We start from the raw sequence: 21,762 nt of genomic DNA, 5'->3' as shown, positions 1-21,762 counted from the left end.
TAGCACAATCCGGTGCCGGGGGTTAACCCGACACCAGTGACCTGTTTGAGCGAGAATTACTCGTCTTCCAGTTCGATGTTGATACCCAGCGAACGAATCTCTTTCAACAGTACGTTGAAGGATTCTGGCATGCCCGGTTCCATCTGATGGTTGCCGTCCACGATGTTTTTATACATCTTGGTACGACCGTTCACGTCATCAGACTTAACGGTGAGCATTTCCTGCAGGGTGTATGCCGCGCCGTATGCTTCCAGCGCCCACACTTCCATCTCCCCGAAGCGCTGACCACCGAACTGCGCCTTACCACCCAGCGGCTGCTGAGTAACCAGGCTGTAAGAACCGGTAGAACGAGCGTGCATCTTGTCGTCGACCAGGTGGTTCAGTTTCAGCATGTACATGTAACCTACGGTTACCGGACGCTCGAACTGTTCACCGGTACGGCCGTCAAACAGCGTAATCTGACCAGACGTTGGCAGACCACCCAGTTGCAGCAGCTCTTTAATTTCAGCTTCTTTCGCACCGTCGAAGACCGGCGTTGCGATTGGCATACCTTTTTTCAGGTTCTCAGCCAGGCGCAGCACTTCTTCATCGCTGAAGGTATTCAGGTCGACTTTCTGACGCACGTCGGTACCCAGATCGTAGGCACGCTGGATGAATTCGCGCAGTTTCGCGACTTCTTCCTGCTGCTTCAGCATGGCGTTAATCTTGTCGCCGATACCTTTCGCAGCCATACCCAGGTGGGTTTCCAGGATCTGACCGATGTTCATACGAGACGGTACGCCCAGCGGGTTCAGTACGATATCTACCGGCGTACCGTTAGCATCGTGCGGCATATCTTCGATCGGGTTGATCTTAGAGATAACACCCTTGTTACCGTGACGACCTGCCATCTTATCACCAGGCTGGATCTGACGTTTAACAGCCAGATACACCTTAACAATCTTCAGCACGCCTGGTGCCAGATCGTCGCCCTGAGTGATTTTGCGGCGTTTCGCTTCGAGTTTTTTCTCGAACTCGTGTTTCAGTTCGTCATACTGCTCAGCCAGCTGTTCCAGCTGATTTTGTTTCTCTTCGTCGGTCAGGCCCAGTTCCAGCCAGCGATCGCGTGGCAGTTTGTCGAGCTTCTCAGCTTCAACGCCACCGGCAACCAGCACCGCATAGATACGGCTGAACAGACCCGCTTCGAGGATCTGCAGTTCTTCAGACAGGTCTTTCTTCGCCTGTTTGAGCTGCATCTCTTCGATTTCCAGCGCACGCTTATCTTTCTCAACGCCGTCACGGGTGAAGACCTGAACGTCGATAACCGTACCGGAAACACCGTTTGGTACGCGCAGAGAAGAGTCTTTAACGTCAGACGCTTTCTCACCGAAGATGGCACGCAGCAGTTTCTCTTCTGGCGTCAGCTGGGTTTCACCTTTAGGCGTAACCTTACCAACCAGAATGTCGCCGCCGGTCACTTCCGCACCGATGTAAACGATACCGGATTCATCCAGTTTGGAGAGCGCAGCTTCACCCACGTTAGGGATGTCAGCGGTGATCTCTTCTGGCCCCAGCTTGGTGTCACGGGACACACATGCCAGTTCCTGAATGTGGATGGTGGTGAAACGATCTTCCTGAACCACACGCTCGGAGACGAGGATGGAGTCTTCGAAGTTGTAACCGTTCCACGGCATGAACGCTACGCGCATGTTCTGACCGAGCGCCAGTTCACCGAGGTCGGTGGACGGACCGTCTGCCAGCACGTCGCCGCGCTCAACTGGCTCACCCAGAGATACGCAAGGCATCTGGTTGATACAGGTGTTCTGGTTAGAACGGGTGTATTTGGTCAGGTTATAAATGTCGATACCTGCTTCGCCCGGATACATCTCGTCTTCGTTAACTTTGATAACGATACGGGATGCATCGACGTACTGAACAGTACCGCCACGTTTAGCAACCGCAGTAACACCGGAGTCAACGGCAACAGCACGTTCCATACCGGTACCAACCAGCGGCTTATCAGCGCGCAGAGTTGGAACGGCCTGACGTTGCATGTTCGCACCCATCAATGCACGGTTGGCGTCATCGTGTTCCAGGAACGGGATCAGGGACGCACCGACGGATACCACCTGCTGGGTGGATACGTCCATGTAGTCAACCTGGTCGCGGCTGAACAAGCTGGATTCGCCTTTGCTACGGCAGGTAACCAGATCTTCTACAAAGTGGCCTTCGTCATCCAGGTTGGAGTTCGCCTGAGCGATAACGTAGTTGCCTTCTTCGATAGCAGACAGGTAATGAATTTCGTCGGTTACAACACCGTCGGTCACTTTACGGTACGGGGTCTCGAGGAAACCGTATTCGTTCGTCTGTGCGTACACGGACAGGGAGTTGATCAGACCGATGTTTGGACCTTCAGGCGTTTCGATTGGACATACGCGACCGTAGTGCGTCGGGTGTACGTCTCGAACTTCAAAGCCTGCGCGCTCACGGGTCAGACCGCCTGGGCCGAGTGCAGAGATACGACGTTTGTGCGTAATCTCAGACAGCGGGTTGTTCTGATCCATGAACTGAGACAGCTGGCTTGAACCGAAGAACTCTTTCACTGCTGCAGAAATCGGTTTGGCGTTGATCATATCCTGAGGCATCAGGGTATCCAGATCGCCCAGAGACAGACGCTCTTTCACCGCACGCTCTACACGTACCAGGCCAACGCGGAACTGGTTTTCCGCCATTTCGCCTACGGAACGGATACGACGGTTGCCGAGGTGGTCGATATCGTCCACTTCGCCTTTACCGTTACGGATATCGATGAGCTTCTTCATCACTTCGATGATGTCGTCTTTGCTCAGGATACCGGAACCTTCAATTTCGTCGCGCAGCAGAGAACGGTTGAACTTCATACGACCAACCGCGGACAGATCGTAGCGGTCTTCGGAGAAGAACAGGTTCTCGAACAGGCTTTCCGCCGCTTCGCGAGTTGGTGGCTCACCAGGACGCATCATGCGGTAGATTTCTACCAGCGCGCTCAGACGATCGGTGGTTGGGTCGACGCGAATAGTCTCAGAGATATACGCACCGTGGTCCAGATCGTTGGTGAACAGCGTTTCGATACGTTTGTGGCCAGACTGGCTCAGCTTAGCCAGCAGATCCAGGCTCAGCTCCATGTTCGCCGGGCAGATCAGCTCACCCGTTGACTCGTCAACGTAATCTTTCGCGGCTACTTTTCCTGCAATGTACTCGACCGGAACTTCGATGAGTTTGATATCATCTTTTTCCAGCTGGCGGATGTGGCGCGCGGTGATACGGCGACCTTTTTCCACATACACTTTGCCGTCGGCTTCGATGTCGAACGACGCGGTCTCACCACGCAGACGTTCCGGCACCAGCTCCATCTGCAGCTTGTTGTCGCGGATTTCAAAGATCACTTTCTCAAAGAACAGGTCCAGGATCTGCTCAGTGGTATAGTTCAGTGCACGCAGAATGATGGTTGCAGGCAGTTTACGACGACGGTCGATACGGACAAACAGGTTGTCTTTTGGATCGAACTCGAAGTCCAGCCATGAACCACGGTAAGGAATGATGCGTGCGTTATACAGTACTTTACCGGAAGAGTGTGTTTTACCTTTATCGCTGTCGAAGAAGACGCCCGGGCTACGATGCAGCTGGGAAACGATAACACGCTCAGTACCGTTGATAACGAAAGTACCGTTGTCTGTCATGAGTGGAATTTCACCCATGTAGACTTCTTGTTCTTTAATGTCTTTTACGGTGCCTTCCGGCGCTTCGCGCTCGTAGATCACCAGACGCAGTTTTACGCGCAGCGGTGCGGAATAGGTCACGCCACGGATCTGACATTCCTGAACGTCAAACACCGGTTCGCCAAGGCGGTAGCTGACGTACTGCAGCTCGGAGTTACCGCTGTAGCTCTGAATCGGGAACACGGAGCGGAAGGCTGCTTCCAGACCGTACTGCCCTTCAGGATCTTGCTCGATAAACTTCTGGAACGAGTCAAGCTGGATAGAAAGGAGATATGGAATGTCCAGAACTTGTGGACGTTTACCAAAATCCTTACGAATACGTTTTTTCTCGGTATAGGAGTAAACCATAGGGTTCCTCAGCTCGCTGACAAGTCGACCCATCTGTCCGACGAAGGGACAGTTTGTGCAACACCATTTTGTGGACCGGAAAATTGAATACTTTCCGCAATACCTGTTGCTATCACGCTTAAATCATTTCGTCGCGATTTACACAGAGCGAGCACCCTGTCGCAATATATTAAGTCGTCGATAGAAACATGCATTGTCAGGACAATCAGCAGTCAAACAGTGTGAAATGCTACTGATGCCTTACAGCGCAAAAAGGCTGGTGACTAAAAAGTCACCAGCCATCAGCCTAATTACTTAGGCTGCAACCAGAAAAGTTGGCTTATTTAACTTCAACTTCAGCGCCAGCTTCTTCCAGAGATTTTTTCAGTGCTTCTGCGTCGTCTTTGCTCACGCCTTCTTTCAGCGCAGCTGGAGCAGATTCTACCAGGTCTTTAGCTTCTTTCAGACCCAGGCCAGTTGCGCCACGTACTGCTTTGATAACAGCAACTTTGTTAGCGCCAGCAGCTTTCAGAATTACGTCGAATTCAGTTTTTTCTTCAGCAGCTTCAGCCGGGCCCGCAGCTACAGCTACAGCAGCAGCAGCAGAAACACCGAATTTTTCTTCCATTGCAGAAACCAGCTCTACAACGTCCATTACGGACATAGCTGCTACTGCTTCAATGATTTGATCTTTAGTGATAGACATTTAAATTGTTCCTGAAAATCAGAATAAGTTTATACGTAAGCAAATGCTTTATAAAGATAACTGCGATTAAGCAGCTTCTTTCGCATCGCGAACAGCAGCCAGAGTGCGAACCAGTTTGCCAGCCGAAGCTTCTTTCATGGTTGCCATCAGGCGTGCAATTGCTTCTTCGTAGGTCGGCAGGGTTGCCAGGCGATCGATGTTCGATGCCGTGATCAACTCACCTTCAAAGGCTGCAGCTTTGACCTCAAATTTTGCATTCGCTTTCGCGAACTCTTTGAACAGACGAGCAGCAGCGCCCGGGTGTTCCATAGAGTATGCAATCAGGGTCGGACCAACAAACGTGTCTTTCAGGCACTCGAACTGAGTACCTTCAACTACGCGACGCAGCAGGGTGTTACGAACAACACGCATGTATACGCCAGCTTCACGACCTGCTTTACGCAGTTCAGTCATTTTGTCTACAGTTACGCCACGGGAATCCGCAACTACTGCAGACAGCGCGCCTTTGGCTACTTCGCTGACTTCAGCAACAATCGCTTGTTTGTCTTGAAGATTTAAAGCCATTAGCTTTGCTCCTGGATGTTTGCCGGAACTCATGTTCCGGAACTCACTTCACTCTTCCCAATGGAAAGAGCGTCTTAATACGGTGAGCAGAAACAAGCCAGAGTATCCAAAAATAATCTTAGCGTTCTGTCACCGTCTACGCAGGGGATTAAGTCTCTTGCGAAACACCTGCGGTCTTCGACGGAGGCCTGGATTAGGCCAGGCTCCAACGAACAAATCTTTTAGCCGCTAACTTTTGTTAGCAAACGTGGGGGGTAAGATTGTAGACAAAATCACCGCCCACGTAAAGGCATTAGTTTGCAGCAGCGCTCAGGCCAGCCTGGTCAACTGCAACACCTGCACCCATGGTGGTGGAGATGCTAACTTTCTTGATGTACACGCCTTTCGCCTGAGTTGGTTTTGCTTTTTTCAGCGCAACCAGCAGAGCTTCCAGGTTTTCTTTCAGTTTGTCAGCGTCAAAGTCCACTTTACCGATGGTGGTGTGGATGATGCCGTTTTTGTCGTTACGATAACGAACCTGACCTGCTTTAGCGTTCTTAACCGCTTCAGCAACGTTAGGGGTTACAGTACCAACTTTCGGGTTTGGCATCAGGCCGCGTGGACCCAGAACCTGGCCCAGCTGGCCAACAACGCGCATTGCATCTGGAGAAGCAATAACAACGTCAAAGTTCATTTCGCCTTTCTTGATCTGATCAGCCAGATCTTCCATACCTACCAGTTCAGCGCCAGCAGCTTTAGCAGCTTCAGCGTTTGCACCCTGAGCAAATACAGCTACACGTACGGAACGGCCAGTACCGTGTGGCAGTACAGTTGCGCCACGAACGTTCTGATCGGATTTACGCGCGTCGATGCCGAGGTTAACGGCAACGTCAACGCTTTCAACGAACTTAGCAGTTGCCAGTTCTTTCAGCAGAGCGATAGCTTCGTTGATGTCGTACTGTTTGGTCGCATCAACTTTGTCACGGATCACGGACATGCGCTTGGTCAGTTTAGCCATTTCTTAGTCCTCCACTACCAGGCCCATGGAACGTGCAGTACCTTCGATTGAGCGAGTCATCGCTTCAATGTCGGCACCAGTCATGTCGGCAGCTTTGGTCTGCGCGATTTCCTGCAGCTGAGCGCGGGAAATTTTACCCACTTTGTCTTTGTTCGGTTTACCGGAACCAGACTTGATACCAGCCGCTTTCTTCAGCAGAACTGCTGCTGGAGGGGTTTTGGTAACGAAAGTGAAAGAACGGTCAGCGTAAACAGTGATTACGACTGGGATTGGCAGACCTTTTTCCAGGGATTCGGTTTTGGCGTTGAACGCTTTACAGAATTCCATGATGTTCACACCCTGCTGACCCAGAGCTGGACCAACTGGTGGACTTGGGTTCGCCATACCAGCTGCAACCTGCAGCTTGACGTAGGCTTGTACTTTCTTAGCCATTCTAAAATCCTCTGATTGGGTGATAGCGCCTCAGGGAGGCTCCCCGTGAATAAAATTCGTTTTACGGGCCGGGGCCCATAAAAACAAAAGGCGCGAAATTGTATTCCAATCTCGCGCCCTGTGCAACGATTAAATCGCCGCTTTTTTGATCGCTGCTTAGGCTTTTTCGACCTGCGCAAAGTCCAGCTCTACCGGGGTCGCACGACCGAAGATAGAAACAGAAACTTTCAGGCGGGACTTCTCGTAGTCCACTTCTTCAACGACGCCATTAAAGTCAGCAAACGGACCGTCGCTAACACGGACCATTTCACCCGGTTCAAACAGCGTTTTAGGACGCGGCTTATCACCCACCTGCTGCAGGCGGTTCATAATCGCATCAACTTCTTTGTCGCTGATTGGCGCCGGACGGTCAGACGTGCCGCCGATAAAGCCCATCACGCGCGGTACGCTGCGCACCAGGTGCCAGCTCGCGTCGTTCATCACCATCTGAACCAGCACGTAACCCGGGAAGAATTTACGCTCGCTTTTGCGACGTTGGCCGCCACGGATCTCAACCACTTCTTCGGTCGGAACCATAACTTCGCCAAATAACTCTTCCATGTTGTGTAATTTGATATGCTCACGCAGCGACGTTGCTACGCGGCCTTCAAAACCGGAAAACGCCTGAACGACGTACCAACGCTTTTTAGGGGCTTCAGACATCTTAGAACCTCAGGCCAGTAATAAAGGAAACCAGGCGAACCAGAATACCATCCAGTCCCCACAGGATCAGTGACATTACAGCGGTAACTGCCGCTACGATCAGCGTGGTGTGCAATGTTTCCTGGCGAGTCGGCCAAATGACCTTACGGACTTCGGTACGCGCTTCACGTGCAAAAGCAACGGTTGCTTTACCTTTAGTCGTCAACAGCGCGACACCGCCCGCTGCAGCAATCAGAATCACCACTGCCAGCGCGCGGAGCGGCAGCATCATGTCACGATAAAGATAGTTGCCAACGATTGCCACAATCAGCAGCACGGCAACAGCGACCCACTTCATCGCTTCCAGGCCGCGCCCGCTCCCTTGAGCTTCGGTATTCGCACTCATAAACCAACCTGTCAGAAGAATTCTACAAATAATTTCACCCCGCGATTGCGAGGCGAGCCAAATCGAAATAATCCCTTTAGGGATTATACGCTCTCTGCAGAGCCTGTCTCAGCAATGATTATGACAAAAATAATCACTGATGAGCCAGGTTCTGATGTGAAAGCGTGCAAAAAGGGCATCAAATGATGCCCTTTTCATGCGCATTGCGTCAAATGTTATCAGCGATTAGCCGAGAACTTTAGCAACCACGCCCGCGCCAACGGTACGGCCACCTTCACGGATTGCGAAACGCAGACCGTCGTCCATCGCGATTGGGTGGATCAGAGTCACAACCATCTTGATGTTGTCGCCTGGCATTACCATCTCAACGCCTTCTGGCAGTTCGATGGTACCGGTCACGTCAGTTGTACGGAAGTAGAACTGTGGACGGTAGCCTTTGAAGAACGGAGTATGACGGCCGCCTTCGTCTTTGGACAGGATGTACACTTCAGATTCGAACTTGGTGTGTGGCTTGATTGAGCCTGGCTTCGCCAGAACCTGACCACGTTCGATTTCTTCACGTTTGATACCACGCAGCAGAACACCAACGTTCTCACCAGCACGGCCTTCGTCCAGCAGTTTGCGGAACATTTCAACGCCAGTACAGGTAGACTTCGCAGTCTCTTTGATACCAACGATTTCAACTTCTTCACCAACTTTGATGATACCGCGCTCTACACGACCGGTAACAACGGTACCACGACCGGAGATGGAGAATACGTCTTCGATTGGCAGCAGGAATGGCTTGTCAATCGCACGCTCTGGTTCTGGGATGTAAGAATCCAGGAAGCCAGCCAGTTCGATGATTTTCGCTTCCCACTCTGCTTCGCCTTCCAGCGCTTTCAGAGCAGAACCACGAACGATTGGGGTATCGTCGCCTGGGAAATCGTACTGAGACAGCAGTTCACGAACTTCCATCTCTACCAGTTCCAGCAGCTCTTCGTCATCAACCATGTCGCATTTGTTCAGGAACACGATGATGTAAGGAACGCCTACCTGACGACCCAGCAGGATGTGCTCACGAGTCTGAGGCATTGGGCCGTCAGTCGCAGCAACAACCAGGATCGCGCCGTCCATCTGCGCAGCACCGGTGATCATGTTTTTAACATAGTCGGCGTGGCCTGGGCAGTCTACGTGTGCGTAGTGGCGAGTCGGGGTGTCGTACTCAACGTGAGAGGTGTTGATGGTGATACCACGAGCTTTTTCTTCTGGTGCGTTATCGATCTGGTCGAATGCGCGAGCAGAACCACCGTAGGTTTTTGCCAGAACGGTAGTGATTGCAGCGGTCAGCGTTGTTTTACCATGGTCAACGTGGCCGATAGTACCGACGTTAACGTGCGGTTTTGTACGTTCAAACTTTTCTTTAGACATCGATTGTCCCTCTAAGACACGGATAAATCGGTGATATCACCACATCAACCAGGCGAAATGCCTGAATTGTTGAATACAGTAAAATTGAAACAGAGAGAAACGGGAAGGAGAAGTGAAGTGGTGCTGATACCCAGAGTCGAACTGGGGACCTCACCCTTACCAAGGGTGCGCTCTACCAACTGAGCCATATCAGCACGTATTGGAGCGGGCAGCGGGAATCGAACCCGCATCATCAGCTTGGAAGGCTGAGGTAATAGCCATTATACGATGCCCGCATCCTGAAACTCGGCTACCCAGTTCTTTCTGTAACAAAAAAAGAGATTTCTCTCTTTTTCAGTTTGAGCTGGCTAATTTTTCCAACCAGCTCCGGCGGCATTTACGCTGCCAGAAAGTGGTGGTGGGGGAAGGATTCGAACCTTCGAAGTCTGTGACGGCAGATTTACAGTCTGCTCCCTTTGGCCGCTCGGGAACCCCACCGGACTTGATGGTGCCGACTACCGGAATCGAACTGGTGACCTACTGATTACAAGTCAGTTGCTCTACCTACTGAGCTAAGTCGGCATCAAGTAGCGCGCATTCTATGGATACCTGCGCGGTCATGCAACTAAAAATTTGCATAAAACGTTCTTTCGCTCACATTTTATGCGAACGAAGCGCTAAGCGCTGTAAAAGTAGACATTACGGGTCAAATAATCAACATGCACGCGTGATTTACACCGTATACACCATATCGTGACGGCTTCCGCGTAACGCAGCGCTATCCATCTTTTTTCTTATTATTCCTGCCATCTGGTGTTAACCTCCTGCCCATTGTCCAAAATTAACTGTGTGATGAGCCACGATCCGGCAGTATAGCGCTGGCTCACTGAAGCATGCTTATGAGCAAAAAAGAGCAAACGTTAATGACGCCTTATCTTCACTTTAACCGCAGCCAGTGGGCTGCCCTGCGTGATTCCGTCCCTATGACGCTGACGGAAGGTGAAATCGCACGGTTAAAAGGGATAAACGAAGATCTGTCCCTGGAAGAGGTGGCAGAAATTTATCTCCCCCTCTCTCGCTTGCTTAACTTCTATATCAGCTCGAACCTGCGCCGCCAGGCTGTGCTGGAGCAGTTTCTCGGGACGAACGGTCAACGCATTCCTTATATCATTAGTATCGCAGGCAGCGTGGCCGTGGGTAAAAGTACCACCGCGCGTGTCCTGCAGGCGCTGTTGAGCCGCTGGCCGGAACACCGCAGCGTAGAGCTGATCACCACCGACGGCTTCCTGCACCCGAACGAAGTGTTAAAAGAACGCGGGCTGATGAAGAAGAAGGGCTTCCCGCTCTCTTATGATATGCACCGTCTGGTGAAATTTGTCTCTGACCTGAAATCCGGCGTGCCGCACGTGACTGCGCCAGTCTATTCGCATCTGATCTACGATCGCATCCCGGGTGGGGATAAAACGGTGGTCCAGCCGGACATCCTGATTCTGGAAGGTCTGAACGTACTGCAAAGCGGGATGGACTATCCTCACGATCCGCATCACGTATTCGTCTCGGATTTCGTCGATTTCTCTATCTATGTCGATGCGCCGGAAGACCTGCTGCAGAACTGGTACATCAACCGTTTCCTGAAGTTCCGCGAAGGGGCGTTCACCGATCCGGACTCCTATTTCCACCATTACGCCCAGCTTTCTGAAGAAGAAGCGATCAATGTGGCGACGGGGCTGTGGAATGAGATCAACTACGTGAACCTCAAAGAGAACATCCTGCCGACGCGCGAGCGCGCGAGCCTGATCCTCACCAAGAGCGAGAAGCACGCCGTAGACCAGATTCGCCTGCGGAAATAATCAAGCAGACATAAAAAAACCGGCTTAACGCCGGTTTTTTCGTTATGCCTGTGGCTTCTCGCCATTTTCATCCTGATCGACCGCGAAGCAGGCAACCAACTGGCCGCCATAATCCTTCAGCTGCGGCTGGAGCTGGGTGCACGGGCCGAAGCGACGACTGCAGCGGGCGTTGAATGCACATCCCGGCGGTGGATTCAGCGGACTTGGCAGTTCGCCCGTCAGCTTAATACGCTCGCGACGATCGTCCGGGTTGAGACGCGGCGTCGCAGACAGCAGCGCCTGGGTGTACGGATGGCGAGGGTTATTAAAGATCTGGTCTTTGGTCCCCTTCTCCACGCAGCGCCCCAGGTACATCACCATTACCTCATCAGCAATATGCTCCACCACCGACAGGTCGTGGGAGATGAACACGTAAGACAGCCCCAGCTCCTGCTGGAGATCCATCATCAGGTTCAGTACCTGCGCACGTACGGATACGTCGAGCGCGGAGACCGGCTCATCGGCAATCACCACGTCCGGATCGAGCATCAGCCCGCGAGCAATCGCGATACGCTGACGCTGGCCGCCGGAGAACATGTGCGGATAGCGATCGTAATGCTCGGTTTTGAGGCCGACCTTCGCCATCATCGCCAGCGCTTTTTCGCGACGCTGCTCCTTACTCAGATTACTGTTGATCAGCAGCGGCTCTTCCAGAATCTGTCCGACTTTTTTACGCGGGTTCAAAGAACCATACGGGTTCTGGAACACAATCTGGATTTTCTGGCGGCGCAGCTTCTGCGCCTGCGGATCGTGCTTGAGCAGATCCTGCCCCTGATAATAAAGCTCCCCGCCAGTCGGCACTTCAATCATCGTCAGCAGACGGCCCAGCGTGGATTTGCCGCAGCCTGACTCCCCCACCACCGCCAGCGTTTTACCGCGTTCGAGGTTAAAAGAGACGCCGTCCAGCGCTTTCACCAGGCGTTCAGGGGCAAACAATCCCTTCTTCACCGGGTAGTATTTTTTCAGATCGATGGCCTGCAACAGCGGTTGTTGCGTGGTGGCCTGTTGCGTACTCATAGTGTTGGCCTCCCGGCATCATCGAGTGGGTAGTGGCATTTCGACTGACGACCGTCAGCTAGCTGGTTCAGCTCTGGCTCTTCTGCCCGGCATTTGTCCGTCGCATACGGGCAGCGCGGATTGAGCAGACAGCCCTGCGGACGGTCATATTTACCCGGTACCACACCCGGCAGCGACGCCAGACGCGCTTTATCCTGGGCAAACTCCGGCAGCGCGCGTAAAAGCGCCTGGGTATACGGGTGACGCGGCGCGCGGAAAATATCGTGTGAATTTCCGGTCTCGACCACCTGGCCGGCATACATCACGATGATTTTGTGCGCGGCTTCGGCCACCAGCGCCAGATCGTGCGTAATCAGCACCAGCGCCATATTCTCTTTCTGCTGCAGCTCCAGCAGCAGCTCGATGATTTGTGCCTGGATGGTCACATCCAGCGCCGTCGTCGGTTCATCCGCAATCAGCAGTTTTGGTCGACAGGCAATCGCCATCGCGATCATCACGCGCTGGCTCATCCCGCCTGAGAGCTGGTGCGGGTAAACGTCCAGACGTGATGCCGGGTCAGGAATACCTACCTGGTTGAGCAGATCGATCGCGCGCTGACGACGGGTTTTCTTATTCCCGCCCTGATGCACCTTAATCGCTTCCATAATCTGGAAACCGACGGTGTAGCACGGGTTCAGGCTGGTCATCGGATCCTGGAAAATCATCGCCACTTCCGCGCCCACCAGCTGGCGGCGCTGTTTTTCAGAAATGCGCTTCAGGTCCTGACCGTTGAACTGCAGGTTTTCCGCCATCACGCGGCCCGGGTAATCAATCAGCCCCATGATCGCCAGCGAGCTGACGGACTTACCGGAACCGGACTCCCCAACGATACCCACCACTTCGCCCTGATTGACGCTGTAGCTGATGCGGTCCACGGCGCGAAACGGGGTGCCTTCATCGCCGAAGTGCACCGATAATTTATCTACATTTAATAACGCCATCTCGTGCCTCTTACTGCTTCAGTTTGGGATCAAGCGCATCACGCAGGCCATCACCCATCAGGTTAAATGCCAGCACCGTCAGCAGGATTGCCAGACCCGGGAAGGTGACAACCCACCAGGCGCTTTGTGCGAACTGCAACACGTCGGAGAGCATGGTGCCCCACTCCGGTGTTGGCGGCTGCGCACCCATGCCCAGGAAGCCAAGAGCGGCCATATCAAGAATGGCGTTAGAGAAACCGAGCGACGCCTGAACAATCAGCGGCGCAAGGCAGTTAGGGAAGATATTAACGAACATCTGGCGCATCGCACCGGCACCCGCTACGCGAGACGCCGTGACGTAGTCGCGGTTCACTTCCACCAGCACCGCCGCGCGGGTTAAACGTACGTAGTGAGGAAGCGCCACGAAGGTCAGCGCCAGCGCGGCGTTACCGATCGACGGACCGAAGATCGCCACCAGCACCAGCGCCAGCAGCAGGCTTGGCAGCGCCAGCATGATGTCGACGATACGCATGATGATGTTATCAACGATGCCGCCGAAGTAGCCGGCAACCAGGCCGAGTACGACGCCCATGATCAGCGACAGCACAACAACCAGGCAGCCAACCAGCAGCGACAGACGCGCGCCATACATCAGACGCGACAGCACGTCGCGGCCCACATCATCGGTACCCAGCAGGTGCGCCAGGCTGCCGCCATCCTGCCACGCAGGCGGAGCGAGCAGCGCATCGCGGAACTGATCCGCCGGGTTATACGGCGCAAGCACGTTTGCAAACACCGCAATCAGGATCATGATTGCGACATACACCAGCCCCACCACCGCGCCTTTGTTGCGCTTGAAGTAGTGCCAGAACTCCTGCATCGGCGTCATCGGAACCGGTGCAGCAACAACTTTGTTTTCAGAAACCTGTGACATGATGGCCCCTTACTTCTTATGACGAATACGCGGGTTCACCACGCCGTACAGCAAATCGACCAGCAGGTTGACGAGGATAATCATCGTCGCGACCAGCAGTACACCGCCCTGCACTACCGGATAATCACGGCGCTGCAGCGCGTCAATCAGCCAGCGGCCCAGGCCCGGCCAGGAGAAGATGGTTTCGGTCAGGATCGCCCCCGCCAGCAACGTCCCCACCTGGAGACCGATAACGGTCACAACCGGCAGCATGGCGTTACGCAGCGCATGGACGATAATGACGCGCATACGCGTCAGGCCCTTGGCGCGGGCGGTGCGGATGTAATCCTCGCCCAGCACTTCCAGCATCGATGAACGGGTCATACGTACGATCACCGCCAGAGGAATGGTGCCCAGCACCATGGCAGGCAGGATCATATGCGCGACGGCATCCATGAAGTTGCCCTCTTCACCCCAGATAGCCGTATCAATCAGCATAAAGCCGGTGAGCGGGTTGGTGTCATCCAGGAAAACCATATCGCTGACGCGCCCGGAGACCGGTGTCAGGTTAAGCTGCACCGAGACCAGCATGATCAGCATCATGCCCCACCAGAAGATAGGCATGGAGTAGCCGGTCAGCGCCAGGCCCACGGCGGTATGGTCGAAAATAGAGCCACGCTTGACGGCAGCCAGTACCCCGACAGGAATACCCACCGCAGTGGCGAAAATCATGGCGCAGACGCCAAGCTCCAGTGTCGCTTTAAAACGCGGCACGAACTCGTCCCACACCGGAAGACGGCTTTTCAGCGAAATCCCTAAATCACCGTGCAACACGCCCCAGATATAGTGGAGGTACTGCTGCCACATCGGCTTATCGAGACCGAGTTCCGCCAGCAGCTGTGCATGGCGCTCAGGGGAAATACCACGCTCGCCCGCCATAATCATTACCGGGTCGCCGGGGATCATATGGACGAAGGCAAAAGTGAGAAGGGTGATACCGATAAACGTGGGGATAACAAGTCCCAGACGTCGGAGGATGAACTGCAACATAACCCGGATTCTCTCTAATGACGCACGACCAGTGGCGTGACGTCTGTATTGCTCACAAATCTTATTCCCTCTCCTTTCAGAGAGAGAATTAAGCACTGCTGCCGGGTGGCGCTACGCTTACCCGACCTACAGACCGTAGGCCAGTGCAAGCGCAGCGCCGCCTGGCGTTGCTTTTAATTATTCAACAGATACGTTTTCGAAGTGGTGTTTGCCCAGTGGATCAACCACGTAGCCCTTCACTTCTTTACGCACTGGCTCGTACACGGTGGAGTGAGCAACAATCAGCGCCGGAGCCTGATCGTGCATAACAACCTGCGCCTGCTTGTACAGTTCAATACGTTTGTTGTGATCGTCGGTCGCACGCGCCGGCTGGATCAGGTCTTCAAACGGCTTGTAGCACCAGCGAGAGTAGTTAGAACCGTCTTTTGCCGCCGCGCAGCTGAACAGGGTGGCGAAGAAGTTGTCCGGATCCCCGTTATCACCGGTCCAGCCCATCATGACTGCCTGGTGCTCACCCGCTTTGGCGCGCTTCAGGTACTCGCCCCACTCGTAGGTCACAATCTTGGCCTGAACGCCAATCTTAGCCCAGTCAGCCTGAACCATTTCTGCCATACGGCGTGCGTTCGGGTTGTACGGACGCTGTACCGGCATCGCCCACAGCTCAACGGTAAAGCCTTTATCCTGGCCCGCTTCTTTCAGCAGCGCTTTCGCTTTCTCAGGATCGTAGCTGTAGTCTTTAACGTCGTCGTTATAGCCCCACATGGTTGGTGGAATCAGGTTTTTGGCTGCAACGCCTGCACCCTGGTAAACCGCCTTGATGATCGCTTCTTTGTTCACCGCGTAGGTCAGCGCCTGACGCACTTTCACGTCATCAAACGGTTTCTTCTCGGTGTTGAAGGAGAGATAGCCCACGTTCAGGCCAGCCTGCTCCAGCAGGTTGATGTTCTTGTCCTGCTTCATGCGGGCGATGTCAGCCGGGTTCGGGTACGGCATCACCTGGCATTCATTTTTCTGCAGTTTTGCGTAACGCACTGACGCATCAGGCGTGATGGAGAAGACCAGGCGGTCGATCTTCGGCTTGGTGCCCCAGTAGCCTTCGAACGCTTTATACAGAATGCGGGAGTCTTTCTGGTACTGCAGCAGCTGGAATGGACCGGTACCGATTGGGTTCAGGTCGACTTTCTCCGGCGTACCGGCTTTCAGCATGTTGTCCGCGTACTCTTTGGAGAGGATTGAGGCGAAGTCCATGGCCAGGTCAGCCAGGAACGGTGCTTCCGGACGCGTCAGCACGAACTGAACGGTATTATCGTCCACTTTTTTCACTTCAGAGATCAGGTCCGGCAGACCCATCCCTTCGAAGTATTCATAGCTGCCGCCAGACACTTTGTGGTACGGGTTCTGGGCGTTTTTCTGACGGTCGAAGGAGAACACCACGTCGTCGGCGTTAAAGTCACGCGTTGGTTTGAACTCTTTGCTGTCCTGCCACTTCACGCCCTGGCGCAGGTGGAAGGTATAGGTTTTACCGTCTTCGCTGACGTCCCACTTCTCGGCCAGACCCGGAATCACCTCCGTAGTACCGGTTTTGAATTCAACCAGACGGTTATAGATCGGTACAGAGCTTGCGTCGTAAGTCGTACCAGAGGTAAAGAGCTGTGGGTTAAAGCCTTCCGGCGAGCCTTCAGAACAGTAAACCAGGGTTTTTGCCTGTACGCTTGCTGCCACGGTCATAGCCACCAGGCTCAGACCAAGCTTCAGCATCCCTGACTTCTTCAAGGAAATACTCATTATTCTGCTCCAATGTGATGTTTTGCTTTGTTGTGTTACGCCGCCAGACCTTTATTTATTTTTTACCCGGTCCGGTCGGTGATGCCCGAAGGCTTTAAAGGGATGGAGAATCCTTTCAGAAGAGCGTTTGAGTTGCAGCGCAGATCGTCCCTGAAATGCCCCTCATGCCCTACAATCTGTCAACAGAATGTGAAAACGTCAATACAGGTGACGGGGATTTACGCTGAGTGTGAGAAACCGCAAACAAAGATTAAAAAAACTATGTACGCCAGTTTTCAGCAGGGAAATTTATGCTACTCGCCATCTGGCAGCACAAGCCTCTTCATATTTCTCAACAATCAGTGATTAACTTTTATTCAGAATGGGTAAATTTTCTTGCAGAATGGTGATTATCTGAGCACTAAATACCGCGAACGTTAAAACGCACAGCGAAAAATGCTGAGGTTATCCATAAGCAACGCGAAAAAAGATCAATCTATATATAAAAAAATACAATGGATTATGTCACAAAATCGTTAACAGGCAGGTGGAAGCAGGTCTAAGGGGCGTTTTGGAGACTCTGACGAGATAAGGCCATAATGCAAAAAGGGCTAACCTTGCGGTTAGCCCTTTTCAGAATGTGGTCGGCGAGAGAGGATTCGAACCTCCGACCCACTGGTCCCAAACCAGTTGCGCTACCAAGCTGCGCTACTCGCCGAATGCGGAGCGCATCTTACTGCTGAGGTGCGCCCCCGTCAATCCCTTATTTTCAAAAAGCCATTCAACTGGCGATATTCTCGCCAGAGCAGCTACTGCGCGGCTTTTGCGGTGTTATCAGGGAGTTTGCACCAGTTGTTGTTTTCGTTAATCCCCCCATTCGGTGAGGTATAGCCGAGACAACCCATAATGGTGTCGTACAGCTCAACGTGACGACGCGGCACCTTCATCTCCGCCTCTTTCTTCAGCTGAGCAAACATCTTCGCCTTCTCCGGGGTTTCCAGATACTTATCCGACATCCACATGATCATCGGCACGCGGAACTGCTCCGGTGGTGCCAGCTTGCGCGGCGTACCGTGCAGATGCTCTTTCTCGTTGATGGACTCACCGTGGTCTGCCGCGTAAATCACAATCGCTTTCTTATCGCGCAGCTGGTCGATCACCCGGCTGAGGAAGGTATCCACATACAGAACCGAGTTGTCGTAGGCGTTGATCAGCTCCTGCTTGCTGCAGTCTTTATTAATGCCCACACACTCAGGCTGCCACTTCGCGAAATCGCGCGTGTAGCGCTGGTAATAGCTGTAATGCGACCCTTTGGTATGCAGAATGATCATGTGCTTGCCTTTGGGATGGCCTTTAAGGGACTCCGACATCTCTTCCAGCAGCAGCATATCGTCCACATTTTTACCTCGGTTACGCGGCTCGGCGCCAATCTGCTCGCGGTACGCGATGTTATCTGCCAGCGTGTTGGTGTAGAACCACATCTCGCTTTGCATGGCGAACAGGTCTGAGCTAAATCCAAGCTGCTTCAGCACGGCAAACACGTTTTGCTCTTTAAGGGTACGTTGCGGATTATCGCTAGCCCCACCTTCGCGCACAAACATACAGCGCAGCGAGAGCTTGGTTGCGGTATCGCAGGAGTAGCCACGGTAAGCCACCAGGTTCTTTTCCTGCGCCAGCTTAGGCGTGGTATTCCGGTCATAACCGAGAATGCCCATATGATCCCAGCGCGTCGTTTCGCCAATGACAAAGACGACGTACGTATCATCAATCCCGTCGGCTGGCGGCTGGTAGGTGAATTTTTTCAGTGGATTGATCAGAGACTTCACATCACTGGATTCATCCGCCTGCGCCCAGGCATAAAGGCCTAACGCTGACAGCCAGTTAGACGGCAAATAGGAGTTTGCTACCACGCCGCCATAGCTTGGCATATCTACGCCCGTCGCTTTTTCAATCCGTTTTTGCTGTTGTTCCATCAGGCGAATAGGTGCCCACACCAGCAGACCGGCCAGCAGAACGACAAGGATATTGCGAACCCGCTGCCCGCGTGTGCGCAGCTGGCGTAACAGCGTATAGCGGCACGTATTACTCCAGATAAAGAACAGCGGTATCAGACAGGTCAAAATCGTCCAGACAATAAAGCCTTTCCCCACAACCTCTTTCGAGAGGTCGATATCCGTGGTCATCACTGAGGCAACGATACCGTAGCCAATGACCACGTTCATAAATGTCATGTAATAGCTTGCGGCGGCGGAGATAATCACCACCAGCGAGGCCAAAATTTGCCAGGTACGTCGGCCAAAAAGAGAGAGCAGGCGTAACAGGAAGAATGTGGCGAGGATCGAGCCGAACACTTCAATCGCGGCAAAAATTCCATTTCTTACGGTGAGGTGCTCAAAATAACCTTCCACTCTTCTGAACAGCACCGCGCCATTCAGAAACAAACCGATATAGACAGCCAGCATCAGACACAATCTTTGCTGGGTAAGAGACCTGATATATTTCATGCAAACAACCCTGGGGAAAGGGGTATAAAGACCCGCCGAATTTCAAAGAGAAAGCGGACAGAGTAAGTAAATGCGTAAGGAAGCGTTATGAGAAACGTCTACAAGCGCGGTAAGTAGACCACAGCGGGAGAGAAAAGTGGCAGCAGAGAGTGTGATCGGTGTAAATTTTTACAAAATATCGAGACGGGAAGTGTCTCACATAAAAAAAGAGGCCGCAGAGGCCTCTTTCATTCATCTTAAGCATGCACCTCTTTGAACACTTCGCGCTGCGGCTGACGAATCGTGGTCGAGAGCGCCAGCGAGATAATCAGCAAGGCAAATATCACGCAGAAGGTCACGTAGAACCCGCCGAACAGGGAGGCAATCAGCGAGCCGCAGATACTGCCGATCCCGAAGCCCAGATAGATAACGCCGTAGTTTTTCGCCAGATTATTCAGGCCAAAGAACTCGCTTACCAGTGACGGGAAGACGGTGATGGTGCCGCCGAAGTTAAAGGCCACGCAGGCAATCGCCGCGAAGAAGGTGGCTTCATTCAGCGGAGCGAACAGCAGCGCCGCCATACCGACCAGCGAGACCACCTGCCCAATCGTAATCACGCGGATGCGGGCAATTTTGTCAGACAGAATACCGAGGACAAGACGACCCGAGAGGTTAGCAATGGATATCACGGTCACCGCGTTGGCCGCCGTAGCGGCATCCAGTTTCACCATCCCCTGCGCGATATCTTTCGCCACGCCGATGACATACAGACCGCTCATGCAGGCCGTCAGGAACATCACCGCCAGCATCCAGTACTGTGGCTTACGCATGGACTGCGCGAGGGTAAAGTCGTTCTCCACCACGCCGTTCACGGATTTAACCTCCTGCTGCGGCGCATCTTTCATCAGCGTGGAGCCGAACAGAATCATCACCAGAACAATTGCGCCCCAGATCATAAAGGTTTTTTCGAGGCCAACGGACGCCAGCAGGTGGGCGTCGATAAATTTGAACCCGAGGCTGCCCAAACCGTAAGAACCAATGGCAAACGCGGAGATTAAGCCTTTACGTTCCGGGAACCACTTCACGCAGTTTGACAGCGTCAGCAGGTACCCCGCGCCATCGGCCAGCCCCACCAGCACGCCGGCGCTCAGCCACAGCATCATCAGGTTGCTGGAATGCGCCGTCAGGAAAAAGCCCAGCCCCAGCAGAATGCCGGACGCCATGGTCACGCGCTTCACGCCAAAACGCTCCTGCAGCTTGCCCGCGACGGAAGACGAAATCGCCAGACCCAGGCTCAGCAGACCAAAGGAGAACGCGACCTGGCTGACCGGGGCGCCGAGTTTGTCGGAAAGCGCGCTGTTAAACAGGCTCCAGGTATAGACCGACCCCAGCGCAAACTGGGTGACGATGGTGCCAAAGAGCGTGAGCCAGCGCGTGCGGTTATAGGTTGATGTGTTCATGGCAGTTGTCCTGCAAGAGAAATTAAGGAAGTTCGCTGAGGACTACGATAAACAAAACCTTAATATGCCTGGGGTAAAACGGCATGAAATGCAGGCGGAACGGAATGAAATGCCTGGAATCGGGAATGAATGGCCTGGCACGGGAATAAAGCGATAGCGTGTTAGTATCTGCTATCGCTGTAAAGCCCGTGGTTGTTGTATTCGAGATGTTATCGTAACGTTTAAAAAAGTAACAACTCTAGAAATTTGCGCTAACGCCAAGGGTGTATAAAAACTCCTCACCGGTGGAGGTGTGTTCCCCCTGAGCCAGCGACGCATACGCCGCCATGTGCGTATTAAAGGGAATATCCGTTCCCACGGTGACATCCATCCAGCTACCGTTTTGGGCAGGGGCTGGCGTTTGCGGCATGCCAAACTGCGATTTCCACTGGTTTTCACCAAACTGCTGGTTGTAGCTGATCTGCGCCCAGGGACGGAGATCGCCGTACTGGGTATTCACACGCCACCCCAGCGTGCTGACGCTGGCATGCCAGAGCGGGTCGGTGAGAGCCTGCGTCGACGCACTATCACCAAACTCGTTGATCATCATGGGAGCCGTGCCATCGTACCGCCACGCCACTACCGGCCCGGTGGTGATACGCGCTGAAACCGGAAAATTCCACCCCACGCTCATCGCCCCCTCCGTGGTGCTGCCTGACGGAATATTCAAGGCAAGACCTGGCGTATTTTGCGAAGACTGGATACGCTCCGCCAGAATATCCTCATAACGCGGTTGGTGATCCGCGTCCCATGTATAGCGTTCCGCCGTATTATTTTGGGCGTCTGAAACGATATATTCCTGTTGCCAGGCAGACGCTGTATTACAAAAAAACAGGCAGGCTGAAATTCCCACCAGGCCAGAAGCAGCATGGCGACCACTGATTTTTTTTATCATCATCAACGCGACCCCAGAGAGAGCCGAATTCGGCGATATTTGTCGTTATTCAGG

Annotated in this window: 17 protein-coding genes and 5 tRNA genes; 1 reads left to right on the top strand and 21 read right to left on the bottom strand. The window is 53.3% G+C overall.

The genetic code is table 11. The features are described from left to right. Positions 1–56: 56 nt before the first annotated feature. The 12 genes from rpoB to AC4IC4_RS00930 form a co-directional block, all read right to left on the bottom strand. Complete coding sequence (gene rpoB / locus AC4IC4_RS00985; protein ID WP_024908260.1) at positions 57–4,085, bottom strand: DNA-directed RNA polymerase subunit beta; 4,029 nt, start codon at positions 4,083–4,085, stop codon at positions 57–59. Positions 4,086–4,404: 319 nt separating this feature from the next. Further along, positions 4,405–4,770, bottom strand: a complete 366-nt coding sequence (rplL, locus tag AC4IC4_RS00980) for a 50S ribosomal protein L7/L12 (RefSeq protein ID WP_002445276.1) — start codon at positions 4,768–4,770, stop codon at positions 4,405–4,407. A 66-nt stretch (positions 4,771–4,836) separates the two neighbouring features. Then, positions 4,837–5,334 (bottom strand): 50S ribosomal protein L10, encoded by a 498-nt coding sequence (gene rplJ / locus AC4IC4_RS00975; RefSeq protein ID WP_005132895.1) that lies wholly within the window; start codon positions 5,332–5,334, stop codon positions 4,837–4,839. Between the two features lie 292 nt (positions 5,335–5,626). Next, positions 5,627–6,331 (bottom strand): 50S ribosomal protein L1, encoded by a 705-nt coding sequence (gene rplA, locus AC4IC4_RS00970; protein WP_006810530.1) that lies wholly within the window; start codon positions 6,329–6,331, stop codon positions 5,627–5,629. Positions 6,332–6,334: 3 nt separating this feature from the next. Continuing rightward, positions 6,335–6,763, bottom strand: coding sequence for a 50S ribosomal protein L11 (gene rplK, locus AC4IC4_RS00965; protein ID WP_008503452.1), 429 nt, complete (start codon positions 6,761–6,763; stop codon positions 6,335–6,337). A 156-nt stretch (positions 6,764–6,919) separates the two neighbouring features. Next, positions 6,920–7,465 carry a transcription termination/antitermination protein NusG gene (nusG, locus tag AC4IC4_RS00960; RefSeq protein WP_002438628.1) on the bottom strand — a complete coding sequence of 182 codons (546 nt, stop codon included), beginning with the start codon at positions 7,463–7,465 and terminating at the stop codon, positions 6,920–6,922. A gap of 1 nt (position 7,466) precedes the next feature. Continuing rightward, a complete protein-coding gene (gene secE, locus AC4IC4_RS00955) occupies positions 7,467–7,850 on the bottom strand; it encodes a preprotein translocase subunit SecE (protein WP_014068449.1) in 384 nt (127 codons plus the stop codon). A gap of 225 nt (positions 7,851–8,075) precedes the next feature. Further along, positions 8,076–9,260: an elongation factor Tu gene (tuf, locus tag AC4IC4_RS00950; protein ID WP_023326212.1), complete on the bottom strand. Its 1,185-nt coding sequence runs from the start codon at positions 9,258–9,260 to the stop codon at positions 8,076–8,078. A 118-nt stretch (positions 9,261–9,378) separates the two neighbouring features. Continuing rightward, positions 9,379–9,454: transfer RNA gene (locus tag AC4IC4_RS00945), tRNA-Thr, on the bottom strand. Between the two features lie 6 nt (positions 9,455–9,460). Continuing rightward, a tRNA-Gly gene (locus AC4IC4_RS00940) sits at positions 9,461–9,535 on the bottom strand. A 117-nt stretch (positions 9,536–9,652) separates the two neighbouring features. Next, positions 9,653–9,737 (bottom strand) — tRNA-Tyr (locus AC4IC4_RS00935). Between the two features lie 8 nt (positions 9,738–9,745). After that, a tRNA-Thr gene (locus AC4IC4_RS00930) sits at positions 9,746–9,821 on the bottom strand. A 317-nt stretch (positions 9,822–10,138) separates the two neighbouring features. Here AC4IC4_RS00930 and coaA point away from each other — a divergent pair. Continuing rightward, positions 10,139–11,089: a type I pantothenate kinase gene (coaA, locus tag AC4IC4_RS00925; protein WP_021242480.1), complete on the top strand. Its 951-nt coding sequence runs from the start codon at positions 10,139–10,141 to the stop codon at positions 11,087–11,089. Positions 11,090–11,131: 42 nt separating this feature from the next. On the opposite strand, the gene dppF is transcribed toward coaA, so the two are convergent. The 9 genes from dppF to AC4IC4_RS00880 form a co-directional block, all read right to left on the bottom strand. After that, positions 11,132–12,145, bottom strand: a complete 1,014-nt coding sequence (gene dppF / locus AC4IC4_RS00920; protein WP_023309965.1) for a dipeptide ABC transporter ATP-binding subunit DppF — start codon at positions 12,143–12,145, stop codon at positions 11,132–11,134. Beyond that, positions 12,142–13,125, bottom strand: coding sequence for a dipeptide ABC transporter ATP-binding protein (gene dppD, locus AC4IC4_RS00915; protein ID WP_008502772.1), 984 nt, complete (start codon positions 13,123–13,125; stop codon positions 12,142–12,144). The genes dppF and dppD overlap by 4 nt, the downstream gene beginning before the upstream one ends. Positions 13,126–13,135: 10 nt before the next feature. Beyond that, the gene (gene dppC / locus AC4IC4_RS00910) at positions 13,136–14,038 is read right to left on the bottom strand and encodes a dipeptide ABC transporter permease DppC (protein WP_024909088.1); all 903 of its coding nucleotides are present in this window, start codon (positions 14,036–14,038) and stop codon (positions 13,136–13,138) included. A 9-nt stretch (positions 14,039–14,047) separates the two neighbouring features. Then, the gene (gene dppB, locus AC4IC4_RS00905; RefSeq protein WP_024909087.1) at positions 14,048–15,067 is read right to left on the bottom strand and encodes a dipeptide ABC transporter permease DppB; all 1,020 of its coding nucleotides are present in this window, start codon (positions 15,065–15,067) and stop codon (positions 14,048–14,050) included. A 177-nt stretch (positions 15,068–15,244) separates the two neighbouring features. Beyond that, positions 15,245–16,852, bottom strand: a complete 1,608-nt coding sequence (gene dppA, locus AC4IC4_RS00900) for a dipeptide ABC transporter periplasmic-binding protein DppA (RefSeq protein WP_023334096.1) — start codon at positions 16,850–16,852, stop codon at positions 15,245–15,247. A 620-nt stretch (positions 16,853–17,472) separates the two neighbouring features. Continuing rightward, positions 17,473–17,549: transfer RNA gene (locus AC4IC4_RS00895), tRNA-Pro, on the bottom strand. A 91-nt stretch (positions 17,550–17,640) separates the two neighbouring features. Next, complete coding sequence (gene eptB, locus AC4IC4_RS00890) at positions 17,641–19,335, bottom strand: kdo(2)-lipid A phosphoethanolamine 7''-transferase (protein WP_032650810.1); 1,695 nt, start codon at positions 19,333–19,335, stop codon at positions 17,641–17,643. Positions 19,336–19,571: 236 nt separating this feature from the next. After that, positions 19,572–20,774 (bottom strand): L-lactate MFS transporter, encoded by a 1,203-nt coding sequence (locus AC4IC4_RS00885; RefSeq protein WP_473701891.1) that lies wholly within the window; start codon positions 20,772–20,774, stop codon positions 19,572–19,574. Positions 20,775–21,012: 238 nt separating this feature from the next. Then, a complete protein-coding gene (locus AC4IC4_RS00880; RefSeq protein ID WP_491472005.1) occupies positions 21,013–21,711 on the bottom strand; it encodes an autotransporter domain-containing protein in 699 nt (232 codons plus the stop codon). Positions 21,712–21,762 lie beyond the last annotated feature (51 nt).

The organism is Enterobacter sp. Taxon_2 (assembly GCF_058355295.1).
The sequence above is the reverse complement of the archived record's forward strand: the minus strand, read 5'-3'. Positions and strand labels throughout refer to the sequence as shown.